The organism is uncultured Muribaculum sp. (assembly GCF_910583865.1).
GTDB lineage: Bacteria > Bacteroidota > Bacteroidia > Bacteroidales > Muribaculaceae > Muribaculum.
In genome coordinates this window covers 22,011-44,021 of sequence record NZ_CAJTYX010000026.1, presented here as the reverse complement: position 1 = coordinate 44,021, position 22,011 = coordinate 22,011, and the positions used below count along the sequence as shown (strand labels likewise).

The following is a 22,011-nucleotide window of genomic DNA, read 5'->3' as shown; positions in this document are numbered from 1 at the left end:
AATTCTATCACTATATCTTTCCGCATTTCACTTTTTTGTAGTAACTTTGCAGCAGGAAATCACAATAAAACATATTATTTAGATGAACTTTGTAGAAGAACTGCGGTGGCGCGGCATGCTCCATGACATGATGCCCGGCACCGAAGAACTGCTTAATAAAGAGAAAGTGACGGCCTATATAGGCTTCGACCCCACCGCCGACTCACTTCATATCGGCCACCTGTGCAGCGTTATGATACTGCGCCATTTCCAGCGCTGCGGCCACAAGCCTCTGGCGCTTATCGGCGGAGCCACCGGCATGATCGGCGACCCATCCGGCAAGTCGGCCGAGCGCAACCTGCTCACCGAGGAGATCCTCCACCACAACATGGAGGGTATGAAGGCGCAGCTCTCCAAATTCCTCGACTTCGACAGCGACGCCCCCAACGCCGCCGAGCTTGTCAACAACTACGACTGGATGAAGGACTGGACATTCCTCGACTTCGCCCGCGAGATCGGCAAGCACATTACCGTCAACTACATGATGGCCAAGGACTCCGTGAAGAAGCGCCTCAACGGCGAAGCCCGCGACGGCCTGTCGTTCACCGAGTTCACCTATCAGCTCCTCCAGGGATACGACTTCCTCTACCTCAACCAGCACAAGAACTGCAAGCTGCAGATGGGCGGCTCCGACCAGTGGGGCAACATCACCACCGGCACCGAGCTTATACGCCGCACAAACGGCGGAGAGGCATATGCCTTGACCTGCCCGCTGATCACCAAGGCCGACGGAGGCAAGTTCGGAAAGACAGAGAGCGGCAACGTATGGCTCGACCCGCGCTACACATCGCCCTACAAGTTCTACCAGTTTTGGCTCAACGTCAGCGACGCCGATGCCGAGCGCTACATCAAGATATTCACCGAGCTTACGCGCGAGGAGGTGGAAGCTCTTGTCAAAGAGCAGGCAGCCGACCCCGGACAGCGTCCCATACAGAAGCGTCTGGCCAAGGAGATCACCACTATGGTGCACAGCGCCGAGGCCTACGAGGCTGCCGTCGAGGCTTCCTCGATACTTTTCAGCAAGGATGCCGCCGAGAAGCTCCACCGCATCGACGAGGCCACGCTGCTCGACGTGTTCGAGGGTGTCGACACCTTCAAGGTTGCCAAATCCGACATAGAGAACGGCGAGACCAAGCTTGTCGACCTGCTAACGGAGAAAGCGCCGGTGTTCCCGAGCAAAGGCGAGCTTCGCAAGCTCGCTCAGGGCAATGGCCTGTCGATCAACAAGGAGAAAGTGACCGACATCAACCTGCCGGCCACCGCCGACATGCTCCTCGCAGGCAAATATATCCTTGTACAGAAAGGTAAGAAGCAGTACTTCCTCCTTATCGCCGAGTAAACCGGACCGGCACGGAAAATATACGCGCATGAGGCATCAGGCCTCGCACAGAGCGCACGGAGCACACAGAGAATGAACCGCAGTCCGAATCTGTCGGATTGAAAAACGGAATTCTCTGTGTGCTCCGTGCGTTTTTACTTCGTTGCCGGGTACCGCACGATTTTACGGCCTTTTTATTTGCACGGATTATATTTTTTTGCATATCTTTGACATTCCTTAGCCATTACGGCCATATGGAATGTAATTTTATTAACCATTAAACATATCGTATGAAAGTATTCTACCCGTTGATTACAACCGCGTTGCTTGTTGCCGGTGGCCTGCAATATGGCATGGCGCAAAACGTCACGTCGCTTCAACTTGCGGTAAGCACCAAGCCGACCGTTGCTGTAACCGAAGGGAAACTTGCTGTAGGAGGAACACGCACGCTCGTCACCATCGTCGAGCCTGCCGAAGCAGAGAGCCTGCCCGTCACATGGAGCGTTTCCGACCCGGCAATAGTGGCTCTTGACGCAAAGACCGCCGGTAAATTCCGCGGCATGGCTCCAGGCACTGCGGTGGTGACCGCCGAAGTAGGTGGTGTAGAGGCCTCATATACAGTGGCTGTATCGCAGAAGGATGCCAAAGTGGGTGACTTCTACTTCTCAAACAACACTTGGGAGTCGGCCGGAGGTATCGTTACGGGCAAGACATGCATAGGCATCGTATTCTATGTAGATCCCACGAACAAGCAGAGCGGAAAAATAGTGTCGCTTGACGAGGCAAAAGAGATGAAATGGTCTCCCGAGACATTGGAGCAGCCGGGAGCCGTCTCCGAATTTGACGGCATGGCCAACCTCGCCGCCATAAAGGGTGTCGCCGGCTGGCAGGAAAAGTTTGACGCCGAGGCGTGGTGCACGTCGAAAACCGATGGCGGCCTGCAATGGTATCTGCCTGCCATAGCGGAACTGCGCCAGCTTTTCGCCGCCACCTGCGGACTCACATGGGTGGAGTCGGGAGCCTCTGAGGGAACGAAAGAGATCAACGACTGGACTGAACTGAACGTGACCATGACTCCCTCCGACCCTGCCGACGACTCAGAAGGCAAAATCAACCCATATCCGTCGCAGCGTGCCGCGTTCAACAAGAAATTCACCAACATCGGCGCTACCGCGTTCAATGCCGACGGCACTACACGCTACTGGTCGTCGACTCAATATGCGACCGATTTCGCCATGATGCTATCATTCGAGGGCGGATTTCCTATGATATACCCCAAACAATACTTTTTTGACAACGTCCGCGCCATAGCCAAATTCCCGCTCGACCTGGGCACATCCGCGATCGAGAGTATCGCTGTAGGTGGCAACAGTTCGGAATTCTCCGTATTGTATAATCCGTCGACAGGCATTGCCGACATCCGTGCCGCCATCGGCATAACCTCGGTGCAGGTGTATTCACTCGCCGGTTCCATTACGGCAGTCAAGACAAACATCGACGGTGCTTCGGCCAAGGTCGACGTATCCGGGTTTATCCCTGGCACATATATCGTCATCGCCACGCTTTCCGACGGCAGCCGCCACTCGGCCAAAATCATGAAGAGATAATTCCATTACTACCCATATTTAAGAAAGGGGCGTACGAATCGTACGCCCCTTTCTTAAATATGGGTAGATTATTATCAATTGGCGGCCTTTACTTCGGTGGCCTTGGCACGTACGATCTTGCCGTCTTTGGCGCGTTCACGCCCAAAAGATTCTTTACCCTGGTTAGGCTTAGCACCCTGCTTCATTCCATGATGCATGCGTCCGGGAACTGCGGCACGCGGGCCTTGAGGAGCGGGAGTCATGTAGGCATTCTCCAGAAATATCACATACTGCTCCGGTGTCAGCACCTGCTTCACTCCGTCGAGGTATGCGCGACGGTCGGCCTTGCGGGCAGAGTCACGCTCCTCACGCATTTTGCGCTTCTCGGCCTTGGCTGCATCCTTTGTCTCGCGGGCCTTCGCGGTACGCTTTTCCATCTGAGCCTTCTGCAGATCCTGTATCTTGGATTTCTGGGCGTCGGTCAGAGTAATGCCTTCGAAGAGCATGGTGCAGCACTGTGCGGGTGCGCACTGCTGACGGAAATTGTCACATTTAGCCTCTACCGGACACTGCTGTTGAGGACATGCCTGATTGCGTGCCTTGGGGTTCTGTGCCGATGCCGAGAGGGTGAAAAGCGACGCGCAGAGCACCATCGCGCTTAATACTTTCTTGTTCATGAGAATTGTAATTTAGTCAGTTTTTATCGTTTTTACGCTTTATCTGACTATGATAACAACATGACGTTTACTTATGGCTATGGTTTTAACTCCAATTTAACATTTCCCCATCAATACGCTAATACTTGTATAAATTAATGGGCCAAGCATGCTCCATGCCATAGACATCACCATACACTACGTATTTCCCACAAAATCATTTTTGCGCTATCAGGAATGCATATTGACGGAAAATGGGTATATTTGCAAAACAATTATTCGACGACAGATTATGGAAAAAATCATACTCACAGGCGACCGTCCTACCGGCAAACTTCATCTCGGTCACTACGTAGGCTCTCTGCGACGCAGGGTAGAACTGCAGAACTCCGGGCTGTTTGACAAAATCTTCATCATGATTGCCGATGCACAGGCCCTTACCGACAACGCCGACAATCCGGAGAAGATACGCCGCAACCTCATCGAGGTGGCTCTCGACTACCTGTCGGTGGGCATTGACCCCGCCAAATCGACCATATTCGTGCAGACCGCCGTGCCCGAACTTACCGAGCTGGCTTTCTACTACATGAACCTAGTGAGTGTCAGCCGTGTGCAACGTAACCCCACGGTCAAAACCGAAATCAAGATGCGCGGCTTCGAAGGCGAATCCATTCCGATGGGCTTCTTCTCCTATCCCGTAAGTCAGGCATCGGACATCACGGCGTTCAAGGCCACCACAGTGCCCGTCGGCGACGACCAGGCCCCGATGATCGAGCTTACCCGCGAAATCGTCAACCGCTTCAACCACATATACGGCGAAGTGCTCGTGGAGCCTGAAATCATGCTACCGGACAACGCCGTCTGCCAGCGCCTTCCCGGCACCGACGGCAAAGCGAAGATGAGCAAATCGCTCGGCAACTGCATCTACCTTTCCGACACCCCAAAGGAAGTCAAGAAGAAAATCAACTCGATGTACACCGACCCGCTCCACCTCACCATCGACTCTCCGGGGCATCTCGAAGGCAACTGTCCCTTCATATACCTCGACGCATTCTCGCGTCCGGAGCATTTCGCCAAATACCTGCCCGAATATGCCTCACTCGACGAATTAAAAGAGCATTACACCAAGGGGGGCGTAGGCGACGGCACAGTGAAAAAGCTGCTCTACAACGTGATCGAGGAGGAACTCACTCCCATACGCGAACGCCGCAAGATGTGGGAGCAAGACATACCCGGCGTCTACGAAATCCTGCGCAAGGGATCGGAGAAAGCCCGCGAGACAGCCGCACAGACCCTCGACGAAGTGCGTGCAGCTATGAAGATCAACTACTTCACCGACAAGGCCCTCATCGAGGAGCAGGCGAAGGAGTTCCGCAAATAAAACAGCCAGAGCCAAGCAACAAGACCAATCATCAACTCTTTACACCAACAATAAAATGAAAAAAGGCACAATCCTCGTAACCGGGGGCACCGGCTACATCGGATCGCACACAGTGGTAGAACTGCAGCAGGCAGGCTACCCGGTGGTGATCATCGACAATCTCTCCAACTCCAACCGTGAAGTGCTCGACGGCATCGAGCGCATCACAGGCCAGCGTCCCGAATTCGTCGAGGCCGACTGCACCGACATGAAAGCCCTTGAAGCGCTTTTCGACAAGTACACCGACATCAAGGGCATAATCAACTTCGCAGCCAGCAAGGCCGTGGGCGAGTCGATGCAGAAACCCGTGCTATATTACCGCAACAACCTCAACACCCTGATGAACCTCCTCGACATCATGGCCGAGCGTGGAGTGAAAGGGATTGTGTTCTCTTCATCATGCACCGTCTATGGCGAGCCTGACGTGAACCCCGTGACCGAGCAGTCGCCTATCAAGAAGGCAACGTCGCCCTACGGCAATACAAAGCAGATTTCCGAAGAGATCATCACCGACGTGATCAACGCCGGAGCACCGTTCAAGAGCGTGATCCTGCGCTATTTCAACCCGGTAGGCGCACACCCGTCGGCTGAGATCGGCGAACTCCCCAACGGCGTGCCGCAGAACCTCATCCCCTACCTCACCCAGACAGCCATCGGCATCCGCAAGGAACTGAGCGTGTTCGGTAACGACTATAACACACGCGACGGCTACTGCATCCGCGACTTCATCGACGTGGTCGACCTCGCCAAGGCCCATGTGATTGCGGTTGAGCGCATGCTTGAGGACAAATCTGACGCAAAGATCGAAATCTTCAATCTCGGCACAGGCAACGGACTGAGCGTGATGGAACTGATTACCGCTTTCGAGCGCGCTACCGGTGTCAAAGTGCCTTACAAGATCGCACCACGCCGCGCCGGCGACATCGAGCAGGTATGGGCCAACCCGACCTACGCCAACGAGGTGCTCGGCTGGACGGCATCGACACCCATCGACGACACCATGCGCTCGGCATGGAAATGGCAGCAGCGCCTACGTGAGCGCGGCATAATGTAATCGCCGGCACACCACATAAACTATTATTCCACAGGTGCTTCTTCCGTATCGGAGGAAGCACTTTCCATTTATGCCCGAGAGCGCTGCATCACGATAAAACTCACCATCCGTGTGTTTGTTCATGTGATGGATTTTTCGTAAATTTGTATGCTCTAAAAGGGGCATGACACCCCATTGGGAGAAGGTGTCGATAAACAAAAAGTAAGAATAATGTCAGAACATAAAGAAGAAGAATACAGCGCCAGTAACATCCAGGTGCTTGAAGGCCTTGAGGCCGTAAGAAAACGTCCTGCCATGTATATCGGCGACATAAGCGCCAAGGGCCTCCACCATCTTGTGTATGAGGTGGTCGACAACTCCATCGACGAGGCTCTTGCCGGGTTCGCCAACCATATCGACGTGACCATTAACGCCGACAATTCCATAACCGTGGTCGACAATGGCCGCGGCATCCCTGTCGACATGCACGAAAAAGAGCACAAGAGCGCCCTTGAAGTGGTACTCACCGTGCTGCACGCCGGCGGCAAATTCGACAAAGGGAGCTACAAGGTATCGGGCGGACTCCACGGCGTGGGCGTGAGCTGCGTCAACGCGCTCTCGACATATCTGCGCGCCGAGGTGCACCGCAACGGCAAGGCCTACATGCAGGAATATTCCTGCGGAAAGCCGGTCACCGAACTTAAGGTAATCGGAGAAAGCTCCCACACCGGCACCAGCATCACTTTCAAGCCCGACGAAAGCATATTCACCGTCACGGTCTACGACTACAACACGCTGGCCAACCGCCTGCGAGACCTCGCGTTCCTGAACGCAGGAATCACCCTAACCCTCACCGACATGCGCAACATCGACGCCGAGGGCAATCCGCGCCGCGAGGTGTTCCACAGCGACCACGGTTTGGAGGACTTCGTGCGCTACATCGACTCAAGCAAGGAATCGCTCATCAACGACATAATACACCTCAACACCGAACGTCAGGGCGTGCCGGTGGAGGTGGCACTTACTTACAACACCACCTACAACGAAAACGTCTACTCTTTCGTCAACAACATCAACACCATCGAGGGAGGAACGCATCTCTCCGGCTTCCGACGCGGACTCACGGCCACACTCAAGAAGTATGCCGAGGATTCCAAGATGCTCGACAAGGTGAAAATCGAAATCGCCAGCGACGACTTCCGCGAGGGACTAACGGCTGTCGTATCGGTAAAGGTTCTCGAACCACAGTTCGAAGGCCAGACAAAGACCAAACTCGGCAACAGCGAAGTGACGGCAGCCGTGTCGCAGGCCGTCAGCGACGCCCTGCGCGACTACCTCGAAGAACATCCACGCCAGGCCAAGCTCATAGTCGACAAGGTGATTCTCGCCGCTACCGCACGCCACGCGGCCTACAACGCACGCAAGAACGTGCAGCGCAAATCGCCGCTCTGCGGAGGCGGCCTCCCCGGCAAGCTTGCCGACTGCTCCAGCCGCACAGCCGAGGACTGCGAACTGTTTATAGTCGAGGGTGACTCGGCAGGCGGAACAGCCAAGCAGGGCCGCGACCGTACATTCCAGGCAATCCTGCCGCTGCGAGGAAAAATCCTCAACGTGGAGAAGGCCATGGATCACAAGATTTTCGACAACCAGGAGATCACCAACCTGTTCCGTGCCATGCGAGTGACAATCGGCACAGCAGAGGACTCCAAAGAGGTGAATCTCGACAAGCTCGCTTACCACAAGATCATCATAATGACCGATGCCGATGTCGACGGCGCACACATAGCCACCCTCCTCATGACGTTCTTCTTCCGCCGCATGCGTCCCGTGATTGAGAACGGATACCTCTACCTCGCCACACCGCCGCTCTACAAGTGCACGAAAGGGAAGGTCGAGGAATACTGCTGGACCGACACACAGGTACAGAGCTTCATCGCCCGCAACGGCGACAAGACAAAGGTGATGCGCTACAAGGGTCTTGGAGAGATGAGCGCCCAGGAGCTTCGCGACACTACCATGTCGCGCGAAGGACGCCTTCTGAAGCAGGTCACCATCAACGACGCCGCCGAGGCCGACCGCATCTTCTCCATGCTCATGGGGGAGGACGTGGCTCCTCGCCGCGACTTCATCGAAGAAAACGCCAACTATGCCAATATCGACGCATAAGCACATATAGACCCCTTACGCGACGACGGGTGGCACACAACAACCGATGCCACTCGTCGCGTGTTATATACAGATACAACACTTACAATATACCCACACGACATGGCCAATTCAAGGAACGCCCGCAAAAATGCCTCCCGTGAACTTCACGAGATGATTGATGACTTCATAAGCAGACAGGGCAACAAGACTTTCAACTACAAGCAGGTGGCGCATGCGCTCGGTATGGGCACCAAGCCCCAGCAGAAAGCTGTGGCGATGCGCCTGGCGGAACTCGAGTTCGACGGCGTGCTCGTGGAAACCGCCCCCGGAAAATACCAGGCTCCCAGCCGAGGCACCGAGGCCATCGGCACATTCTCGCGCCGCAGCAACGGCAAGAACGGAGTGATAATCGACGGCGAGGAGGACAACCTGATCTTCGTGGCCGAACGCAACTCCATGCACGCGCTCAATGGCGACAGGGTGAAGGTACTAATAGCCGCCCACCGCAAAGGGCAGGAGGCGGAATGCAAGGTGCTCGAAATCATCGAGCCTAATGACCAGCAGTTCATAGGCACGCTCAACGTAGACCGCCACATGGCCACGCTCAACACCGACTCCAAGTTCCTGGCCAACGACATATTCATCCCCAAAGGCAAGCTCAAGGGCGGAAAGACCGGCGACAAGGCTATCGTGAGAATCACCGACTGGCCTGCCGACGACAAGAACCCTCGCGGCGAAGTAGTCGACATCCTTGGCAAGAATGGCGAGAACAATACCGAGATGCACGCCATACTTGCGGAATTCGGCCTGCCCTACCGATATCCGGAAAATGTCGACAAGGCGGCCAAGCGCATCGATGCCGGTATAACACCCGAAGTAATCGCCTCACGATGGGACATGCGCGACGTGACCACGTTCACCATCGACCCGCGCGACGCCAAGGACTTCGACGACGCACTTTCGATGCGCCGCCTTCCCGACGGCAAATACGAGGTCGGCGTACACATCGCCGACGTGACACACTACGTCACACCCGACACCATCATAGAGAAAGAAGCCCAGAAGAGGGCCACGTCGGTCTACCTCGTCGACCGCGTGGTGCCGATGCTCCCCGAACATCTTTCCAACGGCATCTGCTCCCTGCGTCCCGACGAAGAGAAGCTGACATTCAGCTGCGTGTTCGTGATGGATGACGACGCCAATGTGCTCTCCCACCGCATCGCGCGTACCGTCACCAAGTCAAACCGCCGCTTCACCTACGAGGAGGCCCAGGAAGTGATCGAGACAGGCAAAGGTGACTATGCCGAAGAGATCCTTGCCCTCGATCGCCTCGCCAAGATACTGCGCAAACGTCGCTACGACCTCGGTTCGGTAGAGTTCGACCGCGAAGAAGTGCGCTTTGAAATCGACAAGGACGGCCACCCCATCGATGTGTTCTTCAAGGAATCGAAGGACTCCAACAAACTGATCGAGGAGTTCATGCTGCTTGCCAATCGGACAGTCGCCGCCGAGATAGGTGTCCCCAAGGGGAAGAAAAAGCCCAAGGCGTTTGTCTACCGGATCCATGACAAGCCCGACGTGACACGCCTCACCGACCTTGCCGCCATCGCCCGCAACTTCGGCTACAAGATAAAGACATCCGGCACCGCCAAGGAGATCAACAAGTCAATCAACCGCATGCTGGCCGACGTGAAAGGGAAGGGTGAGGAAAACCTCCTTTCGGTACTCTCCATACGCGCCATGGCCAAGGCCATATATTCCACCGACAATATCGGCCACTACGGTCTCGGATTCGACTATTACACCCACTTCACCTCTCCCATACGACGCTATCCCGACATGATGGTGCATCGCCTGCTTGACAAATACCTCTCCGGTGGCCGTTCGGTCAATGCGGAGAAACTCGAGGAACAGTGCAAGCACTCGTCGCAAATGGAACAGCTCGCGGCCAACGCCGAACGCTCGTCGATAAAATACAAGCAGTGCGAATATCTGGCCGACCGCCTCGGCGAGATATACGACGGGGTGATTTCCGGAGTGACCGAATGGGGCCTCTACGTGGAACTTAACGAAAACAAGTGTGAAGGTCTCGTGCCTATCCGCGATCTTGCCGACGACTACTACGATTTCGACGAGAAGAACTACTGCCTGGTGGGACGCAAGACACATACACGCTACACACTCGGCGACCGCGTGCGCGTGCAGGTGGCACGTGCCAACATCGAGAAACGCATGGTCGACTTCGCCCTCCTCGACGACGAAGGCCGTCCCGTAGGCGAATATGCCAAAGGCAAGGATGTAAGCGTGAAAGAAGCATTGTCGGGACGTCCGAAATCGGGCCGAGGCTCAAAGCAGCGTCGCGGTGCTGACCGCACACGCCGTCGCCGCTGACATCCCATTGCATGGCAGATGGATTTCCATATTGGACTTCTACCGACGCACCACCCTGAAAACTCGCGGGGGCATTCCGGATCAATCCGGAATGCCCCCGTCAGCTTTTCTTTAAGATTGGATTAACACTCAGACGCTTAGTCCTCCTTATTCCTTTCCTTGGCTTTGTTTTTTGATTTTGTAGATGATGTCTCGAGGTCTTTTTCCTCGGCAAGCTCGATCACATTCTTGTCCCGGTCAAGCACACGATACTCCAGATAGGCGAGCGATTGATCGGGCATGATCTTAAATTTACCGCCAATCTCGAGTTTCCATCTTCGGGATAGCGATACAAGCCCCTTCTTCAGGTAGGCATCGACATAAGGATGCACATACATGATGAAATTGTTGATCTTGAGGTCATGCACCAGATATTCGAGCTTCTCTTTGAGAGTATCCGTAAAGAGCAATGACGGTTGCACTTCACCCTTTCCAAAGCATGAAGGGCATTTCTCGGCAGTCACCACGTCAAGAGCCGGACGCACACGCTGGCGCGTTATCTGCATCAGGCCGAACTTGCTGAGCGGCAAAATATTGTGTCGCGCCCTGTCGTTAGCCATCACTTCGCGCATATGGTCGTAGAGCGCCTGACGGTGCTCAGCCTTGTTCATGTCGATGAAGTCGATCACGATAATGCCTCCCATATCACGCAGACGCAACTGGCGGGCAATTTCGTCAGCCGCACGCAGATTCACTTCAAGAGCATTGCTCTCCTGGTCGTTGGCGGCGCGTGAACGGTTGCCTGAATTGACGTCTATCACATGCAGGGCCTCCGTATGCTCGATGATGATATACGCACCGGAGCGAAACGATACCGTCTTGCCAAAAGATGACTTGATCTGCTTGGTGACATTGAAATGGTCGAAAATCGGCTCGTCCTTTGCATAAAGCTTGACAATCTCCTGACGCTCGGGCGCAATGAGGCTGACATACTTTGAAATCTGGCTGAACGTCTCGGCATCATTCACATAGATGCTCTCGAACGAAGGGCTGAAAACGTCGCGCAACATCGAAACGATGCGGCTTTCCTCCTCAAAAACAAGGGTGGGAGGAGTCGAACGCTGTGCCGCGGCCACGGCATCCTCCCAACATTTCAGAAGGGTCTTAAGCTCATGGTTAAGCTCGGCCACACGCTTTCCCTCAGCCGACGTACGGACTATCACACCGAAATTCTTCGGCCGGATGCTCTCTACGAGCTGGCGCAGACGCACCTTCTCCTCGGTGGTCTTTATCTTCTGCGATATCGAAATCTTGTCGCTGAAAGGGATTAGTACGAGGAAGCGGCCCGTAAACGTGATTTCCGTGGTAAGACGTGGACCTTTCGAAGAGATAGGCTCTTTGACTATCTGCACCATAAGCAGCTGGTCCTTTTCAAGAGCGTCCGTCACAGACCCGTTCTTGTTTATGTCAGGGAGCAGCTTCATCCTCGACAGCGAAGGGAGATGCTTTTTATCATCAAAAGCCTGTTTGAGAAATTCGCGATACGACGCGAACTGTGAGCCAAGGTCAAGATAATGAAGAAAAGCGTCCTTATCATAGCCCACGTCGACAAATGCGGCATTGAGACCCGGCATAAGCTTTTTCACTTTTGCCAGGTATATATCGCCGACGGCATAGGCAATGTTGCGCGCCTCTTTCTGTAGAGAGACGAGCCGGTTGTCCTCGGTAAGCGCGATAGACACTTCCGATGGTTGAACGTCGATGAAGAGTTCGCTTTTCATTATCTGAACATCTCCGCCTTGATTAAATTGATGGCGGCATAGCGCGGTGGCGGAGTAAAACGCCGGCCGCCGTTACAAGGGTCATGGGGAACAGCGACTACATGATATACGCAGAGAACAAACGATGCCATGCGGCGATATGGAAATAATGCCGCTGAGGCAGCGTTTGCTCTCGTGTATATTCTCAAGAACCGCGTCAATGATTATTTCTTCTTGTGACGATTCTTTCTCAGACGCTTTTTACGCTTGTGAGTAGCCATCTTGTGGCCTTTTCTTTTCTTTCCGCTTGGCATCTCAATGCATTTTTGGAGTTAATAAAATATGTTTGTCTCGTAATGGAACCCACATCACGCGGCATAGGCTCCATGATATCTTCGTAGATTAATCTTATTTGACCTCTTCCATGAACACCTTGGCCGGCTTGAAAGCGGGAATCTTGTGCTCGGGGATGATGATCGTGGTGTTCTTGGAGATATTGCGGGCGGTCTTTTCAGAACGGACCTTCACGATGAAGCTGCCGAAGCCACGGAGATAAACATTCTCGCCATGAGCAAGAGAGTCCTTCACGATCTCCATAAACTTCTCGATTGTATCCAGGACAGCACCCTTCTCGATGCCGGTACTCTTGGATATTTCGTTAACGATGTCGGCTTTAGTCATTGTTTTGTATTGTTTAGAAAATATGATTTGAGTTATTGTGTAGCAAACAGTTAGAACGCCTATAAGGCCTTACGGACATTTGCAGGTGCAAATATCGCACTTTTTTTTGACATTGGAGACATGTGTGCTATATTTTTTTGAATAAAAAGCACACAAACACATACTTAGCATATTTGCGGACATCCCGCGAAACCCATTAAAGGGTAACCTCACCGCAGATGTTGCATTCAAGATATTTCCGTACGTCCTCGGCCGAGAGTCCGATGCCGAAGAGATACATCATCTTTGTTATGGCGGCTTCAGATGTCATGTCGTGGCCGGAAGTGACCCCGGCAGCCACGAGCCGGTCACCCGCCACATAGCGCTTGGTATGGACACCGCCATTGACACACTGGGTGACGTTCAGCAGCACTATACCCCTGTCCACGGCTTCCTTGATTGCACGGGTGAACCAACTGTAAGTCGGAGCGTTGCCGGCTCCGAACGTGCGCAACACGATACCCTTTATACCCGGTGTGTCGAGATGATGGCGAAGTATCTCCTCGGTCATGCCCGGATGGAGGTCGACAAACATCACATTGGTGTCCATCGCATAGCGCACTTTCAACGGACGCTTTATGCGCGCCCTCATCAGCGACTCCTCGTTGAAATGGATGCCGAGGCCGATCTTGGCAAGCGAAGGATAGTTGTTTGACTTGAATGCGTTGAAGTTGTCGGCGCTCATCTTGGTAGAGCGGTTTCCTCGCCACAGATAGTTTTCAAACAATATCGCCACCTCCTGTACCATAGGCTCGCCATTGACATCCGTAGCGGCTGCTATCTGCAACGCCGTGATCAGATTCTCTTCACCGTCGGTACGCACCTCACCGATAGGGAGCTGCGATCCGGTGATGATTACCGGCTTGTGGAGGTTCTCGAGCATGAACGAGAGAGCCGAGGCGGTATAAGCCATCGTGTCGGTGCCATGAAGCACCACGAAACCGTCGAAACGGTCGAAATTCTCTTCAATGGCCCGGGCCATTTCCACCCACCGGTCGGGATTCATATCAGAGGAGTCGATCGGAGGATTAAACTGGATGTTCTCAATCGTATAATCCAGCATCTTGATCTTCGGGACATTATCTATCAGATGGTCGAAATCGAACGGCTGCAGGGTGTGGGTCTGCGGATTTTCGATCATTCCGATTGTACCGCCGGTGTAGATTATGAGGATATTGGGCTTGTTCATGATGACGAGGAGCGGATATTTTGAAGCACGTTCGACGATACCTTATTTAATCTGTACGCCGGGAACCACCGGAGCTGAGGGGGATATTACCACCAGCGAGCCGTCGGGCTGCTCGGCAGAAAGTATCATACCCTCGCTGACTATACCGCGCAGCTTGCGCGGTGGGAGATTGGCGATAAAGCACACCTGCTTGCCTACGAGATCCTCGGGGTTGTAATAACGGGCGATTCCGCTCACTATCGTGCGCTTCTTCATGCCATCGTCGATAAGGAACTGCAACAACTTGTCGGCCTTGGGAACCTTGACACATTCGAGCACCGTGCCTACGCGGAGATCGGCTTTCATGAACGTGTCGAAATCAACATCGGCGGCCTGCGGCGCGGGAGTCCATGCGTTGAGCTTGTTCTGCTCCTTTATCTCGGCAAGGCGGTCGACCTGAGCCTGTATCGTGGCGTCCTCGATTTTCTCAAAAAGGAGTTCCGGAGCGGCCAGATGCCTTCCGGCGGGAATCATGTCGAGCGATCCGAGCATGTTCCAGCCCACATTCTCCATGCCGAGCATGCGGCGCAGACGCTCGCTCATGAACGGCATGAACGGCTCGGCGGCAATTGCTATGTTGGCACACAGCTGCAGGGCAACATTGAGTATGGCACCCGTAAGGGGCATGTCGGTCTTGGCCACCTTCCACGGCTCCATATCCTGCAAGTAGCGGTTGCCTATGCGGGCAATCTCCATCATTGACTTGAGGGCATCGCGGAAATGGAACGTGTCGAGAGCGGCAGTAAGGTCGGCCACGGCCTTGGAAAGCTCCGGGGCAAGGGCTGCACGGCCTGCGTCGACATCGGCGGGGATAGAGGGCACAATGCCGTCAAAATACTTATGCGTCAGCACCATCGCGCGATTGACGAAGTTGCCGAGAATGGCCACAAGCTCGCTGTTGTTACGTGCCTGGAAGTCGCGCCATGTGAAGTCATTGTCCTTGGTCTCGGGAGCGTTGGCGGTGAGCACGTAACGGAGCACGTCCTGCTTGCCGGGAAAGTCGCGCAGATACTCATGAAGCCATACGGCCCAGTTGCGCGAAGTGGATATCTTGTCACCCTCGAGATTGAGGAATTCGTTGGCTGGCACGTTGTCGGGGAGCTGGAAACCGTCGCCATAAGCCATCAGCATGGCAGGGAACACGATACAATGGAACACAATGTTGTCCTTGCCGATGAAGTTGATTATGCGAGTCTCCGAATCCTTCCAATATTTTTCCCAACTGTCGGGAAGCAGTTCCTTGGTATTGGAGATATAGCCGATCGGAGCGTCAAACCACACATAGAGCACCTTTCCCTCTGCGCCTTCCACAGGCACCGGAATGCCCCAGTCGAGGTCGCGGCTCACGGCACGGGGCTTAAGCCCGAGGTCGAGCCACGATTTGCACTGCCCGTAGACATTGGTTTTCCACTCCTTGTGGCCTTCGAGTATCCATTCGCGGAGCTTCCCTTCCCAACGGTCGAGAGGGAGATACCAGTGATGTGTGTCGCGCAGCTCGGGAACCGCACCTGTGATGGCGCTCTTGGGGTCGATCAGCTCGTCGGGACTTAACGATGTCCCGCACGCCTCACACTGGTCGCCGTAGGCACGCTCGTTGCCGCAATGGGGGCACTTGCCGGTCACGTAACGGTCGGCCAGGAACTGTCCGGCTTCGGGGTCGTAGAGCTGCTTCGAAGTCTGCTCCACAAATTGTCCGTTGTCATAGAGTCGACGGAAAAACTCGCTCGCCGTGGCTGAATGCGTCGCTGAAGTAGTCCGTGAATACACATCGAACGATATGCCAAGTTCCTCAAACGAGTCCTTGATAATCTTGTGGTAGCGGTCGACGATATCTTGCGGAGTGACACCCTCGCGGCGCGCCTTTATGGTGATGGGCACACCATGCTCGTCGCTTCCTCCGACCATCACCACGTCGTCGCCGCGAAGGCGAAGGTAACGGGCATAGATGTCGGCAGGCACGTAGACACCGGCAAGATGACCGATGTGCACAGGGCCGTTGGCGTAGGGAAGAGCGGTAGTGATAAGTGTGCGTTTATATTCCTTTTGCATCGCGTATTTCGTTTATGTCTGCAAAGTTACCCATTTCCCTCCTAAAAAACAAATGCCCCGACCGCCATATGATTCCATCCCCGGCAAAGCTTTGGATGACCGGTCGGGATGAAGCCCGACTCACATATGGAGCAATCCCGTTATATCATCAACCGTCAATGTCACTAAGGTCGAAATACATCAACCGAGTCCGTTGTCCATCATCTTCCGAACTTAAAAATGCGAAATCATTCTTAAGATAAAAAGGGATTGCCTGCGAATATGCATCTACCGTTAAGAAACGACATCCAGATTTATTGTCAGTGACAAACATAGTGCCGACAAAGTCAATAAGGAATGTCCCGATTTGCTGTCCTTGAATAGTTTTATCTATACCTAACCGACAGATTTTTATCGCAGGATAACTCCTCAACCGTTTTTCGTTGACAAATTTATGCTTCCTGAAACAATTGAAATCAGTACTTGTAGGAAAATCCTTTATCGAAATGCGATCGTTGGCCACACTAAAATAAGCGACAATCTTACCGCTATCTTTATTTTCGAGAACGTAAGTCATTGCCAACAATGCCCTCCTATACAAAGGAGCATCATTAATTATGAAATCATTCAAATAATCGTCGCCACAATCGAACTCGGTTATAGCATCATCCAGTCCGAGCTTACGTATCTCATAGTCGGCCAATATTTCTTCAGCTCACATAAAAGGCTTATTTGTCCACAAAAATACTCATGGCTAACTTATAGTTAGCCAACCTTCTACGTTTCTTTTCAGCTGATTCCACCCGAGTCTCGTTCATGCGTTCAACGAACCGACGGGCATCCTCACCCTCCAATATCGGGGTTTCTTTTATTGGTCGTGCCATATTTTTTTCGCTTTTCAACCACAAATATACAACAAATTTCGAACACATTAATCCAAACACCCCTCTAATTTATCAATTACAAAGTCGATTAGGGTATATAAGCGGTGGGGGCATGTCATGGCGGCCGAAGCCGGCACATGACATGCCCCCACGCAAAAGGTACGGAAAGTTTCCGTCAGGGAGATGTTCAGAGCATTATACGGTAGGTGCGCCCATTGACGAGGAGCACGTAGACCTTACCGGCTGCAAGACCGGAAGCGGCAACCACGTCGGCAGAGCGCGAGAGCGGACAAGAGCGTCCGGCCACATCGTAGAGCGCTACCTGATCGGCGGCACCCACGCCATGGACAGTGATGGCGCCATTAGACGAGACTATGCGCAGCTCCTCCGATATATTCTCAACGATGCCGCTTGTCGAAACAGTGAAGCTCACCACAGCCATCTCGGAAACAGCCGATGCAAACACCGACTTGACGCCTGCGGTATGCTCTCCGGCCGTAAGGCCTTCAAGCAGCCACTCATTGGCCTGAGTCTCGCCCTTCTTCACACCATCGAGATAGACCTCGTAACGAACGGGGGCACCGGCCACTCGCTGCGGCATCTTGGCGGTCACGCCCGGAATGCTCTCTGCCGGACCGATATAGATGTCGTCGATGGCTCCGGCCTTGAAGGCGGATCCGTAATTTATGGCCACGTACTTGGTCCCGGCGGGAATGTTGACGGTAGGATTGATCCATTTGTCGTCAGGCACAGCCACATTATCAGTCCACACGAAGTCATCGAGGCTGTTGCTTGTGGATGAATAGCCTACACGATAGTAGTCGTTACGTGTCCAATAAGTATGTGCCCAGAAATTCACAACGAAATCACCCTTGAAGTTTAGTTCCGGCGATACGATGTAATCATCGGCAGGAGCCTTGTCGTTGTACGAAGGCATCGATACGATGACACGCTCACCGGAATGAGCTGACGTATATCTCGGGTTATCACTTGTGGCATCATTGAGCACCACGAATGCTGCCGCATCGATACCCGGATAACGGGTGTTCTGGATACCTACGTCATCGATACCGTCGGCATCTATATATGTCCAGCCGATTTCGCCCGAAGGATGTACGGTAAAGTCTGCATAGCTCTCGAAGTCGTCAAAGATGAATTCCTTGAAGTTCCAGCGGAGCAGACGTGAAGTATCGTCACCGGTCTCGTCGGCCACGATGTTGAACGGCATCGAAACATTCTCCGTCAAGGTGTATGTCGCAGTGAAGTCGGTATCCCCATTGACCGTCAGTTCCTCCGAAAGAGCTGCAAAGCCTTCGCAAGTGACGGTAAGCAGATATGTGCCTTCCCACACGTTGTCGAAATGCACGTTGCCATCGCTGTCTGCCACTGCATTGTAGCTGTGCACACCATCTTTCTCCACGAGCAGCGCAGCCGCGCCCGCAGCGCTCTCACCCGGGGCATTGGTGAGCAATGTCAGATCGACGGGCGACGTAAGCTGACGTGGAACGACATTGGAAAATACCGGATAAGAAAGTTCATCACCGGTGTAAAGGGCCTTTACTGCATAGCGATAGAGACCTTTGGCGGCTGTGCTCCATGAATCGTCTGTATAAGAAGCCTCGGCAACCGGGGCAGAGGTGAGCTGCACCCAGTCGGCCTGAGTGGTTTCAGACCCGTCGGGAATACGCCATACATGATAGCCGACAACAGGAGCGGCGGCATCGGCGCTACGCGACACTTTGCGTGGCGCGCCCATCAGGCGGCCCACGGCACGCAGACAGAAATTGTACATAAACAGAGGCCCGCTGCCGTCATTCATCTGCCAGTGGAACGGCGTCTCTGCCGAAGTATAATCATAGGAGAGCCACATCTTGTCGCTCTTCACCGGATAAGCCTCGTTGCGCGAGCCGTCGGTCTGTCCGTCAAAATATAGGCGCGAATCGCCGCGCAAAGCGAAGAGCGCACCTCTCGGAGCCACAACGGGATGGGAGAACGTGACATCCACCCAGTTCCAACTGTCACCCTTGACGGTCTGCTCGTAGAGGATGTCGGTGGTCGGTTCGCCATTCTCGTCGAGATCAAACACCACGATGCCTATATCCTTGTAATTGTCGGCCTTGAAACTCATGCCGGTGTACACTCCGGGAGTGTCGTAAGCGACGCCGGTCACGGTATTGTAGCTGATATTCGGGCTCATCGAATAGCTGTTGATCATGCCCGACTGGCCGTCGTCATAGCGCATTGTCTCCTCCTTGTCGACAGGAGCCTCCCAAGTCAGGTCGACCTTCTGCCGGTCATAGACATGCTTCACAGCAGCCGGTGCGGTAAGCTTCTCCTGCAGTACAATGTCACCCACATTCACCGGTTCGGCGGTAATCCCCTTGACCGAGACTACGCCGGGAAGATAATTCAGGGCATGTGCCTCTACTGAATAATCGCCGGTGACATACACGCCTTCCACGGTAAAGCTGCCGTCGGCAGCGGTAACGGCGGTATAATCCTTATAGCCGTTGACATATATCGAGGCATCTCCCATGGGCTTGCCTGTGGCATACTTGACCACACCGCTCACCGTGGTGACGGGTATATTCTTCAATGTGAGCGACTGGTGCTTGTCCTCATTGGCGGCGAATGTGAGGGAAACCTTTTCGGTGATATGGCCGTACTTCTCCACGGTCACATCATATGTGCCCGGATCGATCTCGATAATGGAGGTTTTTCCTTCCGCATCAGTGGTGTATTTGTCACCGTCGACACCGAAAGTCACGGTAGCACCCTCGACAGGCTTGTTGTCGGCATCGACAACAGTAAGGGCCAGACGTGCCGCATGGTTCTCTTCGACCTTAACATTGCCGAAATAAAGCGCAGGATAGCCCTTGGCCCATTTAGCATGCAGGCCGATATGGTACGTGCCGCTCTCGGCAACCTCGGGAAGATACACGATGGAGCGTGTGGGATACATACCTTCTGGCGAGCCCGAATAAAGTTCCTTGTCAAGAGCCTCGGGAGAGGCGTCGACACCCATGGCCAGAGTATAGGATGGAGGATAGGTCATGTTCATCGCGCCGGCATCGTAGGCTATCTTGTATTCCTTGCCTGCCTCAAGCTTAAGGGCGGGAGAAATCAGCCATTCGTCGCACTCATATGAGAATGTACTGCGGGCGAGCATGGCCGGATTGCCGTAGTTCGACGCATACTGCCAGGAATATCCGTCAGCGTTCACATCGACCGATGTCCACAGGACGAGATCCTGCGGCTGAGTAAACGAGCATATGTAGGGCAGAGTCATCCCCTCGCCTACCGCAACCATATCGGAAATACCGGGTTGGCCCTCCTTGCCGCCAACGACAGCCGTTACCATATACTGGTAGGCGTTCATTTCAGCGACTTCATCGGTCACCGTCGTGGCAGAGATGCCCTTTGCCACCTCTTTGCCGTCAGGATTGCGCACAACATTGTAGGTCACGCCGGCTGCGTCGATCCAGCCACCGTTGGCGCCTGTCACCACGGCATCCCATGAAACGACTGCTTTGTTGCCTTCGGATGTCACGGCAACCCCTACAGGAACGGCCGGAGTGTCGACACCGACATACATCTTGCAGTTGGCAGGTACGCCCTCGCCTATCTCATTGATGAATATCACCTTGAAAAGATGCATTCCCTGCTCCACCACGGCATTGACAGAGACTGACGTACCCGGCGCGACGCTCTCAAACGGAATGTCGAGCACTGTCTCGTCGCACATTATCTTCCAGCCCGACACGGAAGCAAGCTCCTTGCCGTCGGCAGTGGCGACGGGTACGGTAAACGTCAGTTCCACGTTGCCGTCGTGGGAATGGTTATCCACACTGAATCCGGAAGCTGCGCCCGGAGTGCCGTCAGGAGCAAGACTGAACGGTATGTACATGCCCGTAATCTCACCGTTCTTGCCGATAGGTGTCAACGCCGAGCATGCGCCGGTTGACACGTTCACTTCATATATGTAGGCATCATATTGGGAAGTCCCGGCCCAATAAAGCTTGCCGGTCTTACGGTCAAACTCCATCGACTGCATGTAGTCGGCCATCGAGGCCACCTGCCCTACTGTAGAAAGGCGGCGGCCGTCGTCAAGGCTATAAAGATAATACGTCATGGTAGTACCACGGCCTATCAGATATATGTCACCCTCGTAATTGGCAGCGATACCGATCATCCACATCATAGGCATCTCTACATAGGTCGAGACAACGCTGCCATCCGACGGATTGACTTCCACGACACTTGAAGAGTTCCCGCTATGGTGATACAGACCGAGCAACTTTCCGCGTGTATAGTCGTAGGTGAGATCTACATACAAGGGCGCACCCTCTCCGAAATCGGCGAGCTTTGTAAACGTTCCGGTGGCAAGATCCACCTTGTTCCATGCCTTAGGGATTGCGGGTGAACCGGTCGTATAGGTGGCGGCATAGTAGGCGTCGGCACCCATAGCTCCGGCAGACACATCTTCACTTTTGGCGACAAGAGTCGGCGACGATGCGCTTGTGACCGGGAACGTATAGAGTCCCACGTCACGTCCGCTGTCATCGCTTATCAGGAATCCGTAGGCTGACGGGGCTGTGGATTCCGTTTCGGATACCGAAAGTTCCCCTACTGCCCATGCGGTGCCCAACAATGCGACTCCGGCGATAGACAAAAGATACTTCTTCATCATTGAATTGATTCGATTGGTTAATAGATTGAAAACGCAAAATTACAGATATAGTGCCATTTATGCAACCAAAGGAAAGGAAATCGGCCATGACGCATGCGTCATGGCCGATTTCCTTATAAAAACATGTCAGA

At 53.8% G+C, this 22,011-nt stretch carries 13 protein-coding genes; 6 read left to right on the top strand and 7 right to left on the bottom strand.

Annotated features, from left to right (window positions below; translation table 11 throughout):
- The first annotated feature begins 82 nt into the window (after positions 1–82).
- Together tyrS and QZ303_RS07170 are read left to right on the top strand one after the other, a co-directional pair.
- Positions 83–1,378 carry a tyrosine--tRNA ligase gene (gene tyrS / locus QZ303_RS07175; RefSeq protein WP_295731158.1) on the top strand — a complete coding sequence of 432 codons (1,296 nt, stop codon included), beginning with the start codon at positions 83–85 and terminating at the stop codon, positions 1,376–1,378.
- 269 nt (positions 1,379–1,647) lie between these two features.
- Positions 1,648–2,964, top strand: coding sequence for a T9SS type A sorting domain-containing protein (locus QZ303_RS07170; RefSeq protein ID WP_295731156.1), 1,317 nt, complete (start codon positions 1,648–1,650; stop codon positions 2,962–2,964).
- A gap of 74 nt (positions 2,965–3,038) precedes the next feature.
- Here QZ303_RS07170 and QZ303_RS07165 read toward each other — a convergent pair whose 3' ends face one another.
- Positions 3,039–3,620, bottom strand: coding sequence for a Spy/CpxP family protein refolding chaperone (locus tag QZ303_RS07165; RefSeq protein WP_295731154.1), 582 nt, complete (start codon positions 3,618–3,620; stop codon positions 3,039–3,041).
- A 271-nt stretch (positions 3,621–3,891) separates the two neighbouring features.
- On the opposite strand from QZ303_RS07165, the gene trpS reads away from it, so the two are divergent.
- The 4 genes from trpS to rnr all read left to right on the top strand — a co-directional run bounded on the left by trpS (position 3,892) and on the right by rnr (position 10,591).
- On the top strand, positions 3,892–4,980 hold the full coding sequence (trpS, locus tag QZ303_RS07160; RefSeq protein ID WP_295731151.1) for a tryptophan--tRNA ligase: 1,089 nt from the start codon (positions 3,892–3,894) through the stop codon (positions 4,978–4,980).
- Between the two features lie 55 nt (positions 4,981–5,035).
- Entirely contained in the window at positions 5,036–6,073 is a 1,038-nt protein-coding gene (galE, locus tag QZ303_RS07155) for a UDP-glucose 4-epimerase GalE (RefSeq protein WP_295731149.1), read from the top strand.
- A 210-nt stretch (positions 6,074–6,283) separates the two neighbouring features.
- Positions 6,284–8,218, top strand: coding sequence for a DNA topoisomerase (ATP-hydrolyzing) subunit B (gene gyrB, locus QZ303_RS07150; protein WP_295731147.1), 1,935 nt, complete (start codon positions 6,284–6,286; stop codon positions 8,216–8,218).
- Between the two features lie 102 nt (positions 8,219–8,320).
- Positions 8,321–10,591, top strand: coding sequence for a ribonuclease R (rnr, locus tag QZ303_RS07145; protein WP_295731144.1), 2,271 nt, complete (start codon positions 8,321–8,323; stop codon positions 10,589–10,591).
- A gap of 137 nt (positions 10,592–10,728) precedes the next feature.
- On the opposite strand, the gene QZ303_RS07140 is transcribed toward rnr, so the two are convergent.
- From QZ303_RS07140 to QZ303_RS07115, 6 genes are all read right to left on the bottom strand, one after another.
- On the bottom strand, positions 10,729–12,351 hold the full coding sequence (locus QZ303_RS07140; RefSeq protein WP_295731142.1) for an Rne/Rng family ribonuclease: 1,623 nt from the start codon (positions 12,349–12,351) through the stop codon (positions 10,729–10,731).
- Between the two features lie 387 nt (positions 12,352–12,738).
- On the bottom strand, positions 12,739–13,011 hold the full coding sequence (locus QZ303_RS07135; RefSeq protein ID WP_123474754.1) for an HU family DNA-binding protein: 273 nt from the start codon (positions 13,009–13,011) through the stop codon (positions 12,739–12,741).
- Between the two features lie 196 nt (positions 13,012–13,207).
- Positions 13,208–14,239, bottom strand: coding sequence for an asparaginase (locus QZ303_RS07130; protein ID WP_295731136.1), 1,032 nt, complete (start codon positions 14,237–14,239; stop codon positions 13,208–13,210).
- Positions 14,240–14,281: 42 nt separating this feature from the next.
- Entirely contained in the window at positions 14,282–16,327 is a 2,046-nt protein-coding gene (metG, locus tag QZ303_RS07125; RefSeq protein ID WP_295731133.1) for a methionine--tRNA ligase, read from the bottom strand.
- Between the two features lie 148 nt (positions 16,328–16,475).
- Positions 16,476–17,009, bottom strand: a complete 534-nt coding sequence (locus tag QZ303_RS07120) for a GNAT family N-acetyltransferase (RefSeq protein WP_363322828.1) — start codon at positions 17,007–17,009, stop codon at positions 16,476–16,478.
- Positions 17,010–17,377: 368 nt separating this feature from the next.
- The gene (locus tag QZ303_RS07115; protein ID WP_295731130.1) at positions 17,378–21,880 is read right to left on the bottom strand and encodes a carboxypeptidase regulatory-like domain-containing protein; all 4,503 of its coding nucleotides are present in this window, start codon (positions 21,878–21,880) and stop codon (positions 17,378–17,380) included.
- Positions 21,881–22,011: the final 131 nt, after the last annotated feature.

Coding starts and splice junctions, on each gene's coding strand:
- tyrS (WP_295731158.1), top strand. CDS start 83: ATGAACTTTGTAGAAGAACTGCGGTGGCGCGGCATGCTCCATGACATG.
- QZ303_RS07170 (WP_295731156.1), top strand. CDS start 1,648: ATGAAAGTATTCTACCCGTTGATTACAACCGCGTTGCTTGTTGCCGGT.
- QZ303_RS07165 (WP_295731154.1), bottom strand. CDS start 3,620: ATGAACAAGAAAGTATTAAGCGCGATGGTGCTCTGCGCGTCGCTTTTC.
- trpS (WP_295731151.1), top strand. CDS start 3,892: ATGGAAAAAATCATACTCACAGGCGACCGTCCTACCGGCAAACTTCAT.
- galE (WP_295731149.1), top strand. CDS start 5,036: ATGAAAAAAGGCACAATCCTCGTAACCGGGGGCACCGGCTACATCGGA.
- gyrB (WP_295731147.1), top strand. CDS start 6,284: ATGTCAGAACATAAAGAAGAAGAATACAGCGCCAGTAACATCCAGGTG.
- rnr (WP_295731144.1), top strand. CDS start 8,321: ATGGCCAATTCAAGGAACGCCCGCAAAAATGCCTCCCGTGAACTTCAC.
- QZ303_RS07140 (WP_295731142.1), bottom strand. CDS start 12,351: ATGAAAAGCGAACTCTTCATCGACGTTCAACCATCGGAAGTGTCTATC.
- QZ303_RS07135 (WP_123474754.1), bottom strand. CDS start 13,011: ATGACTAAAGCCGACATCGTTAACGAAATATCCAAGAGTACCGGCATC.
- QZ303_RS07130 (WP_295731136.1), bottom strand. CDS start 14,239: ATGAACAAGCCCAATATCCTCATAATCTACACCGGCGGTACAATCGGA.
- metG (WP_295731133.1), bottom strand. CDS start 16,327: ATGCAAAAGGAATATAAACGCACACTTATCACTACCGCTCTTCCCTAC.
- QZ303_RS07115 (WP_295731130.1), bottom strand. CDS start 21,880: ATGATGAAGAAGTATCTTTTGTCTATCGCCGGAGTCGCATTGTTGGGC.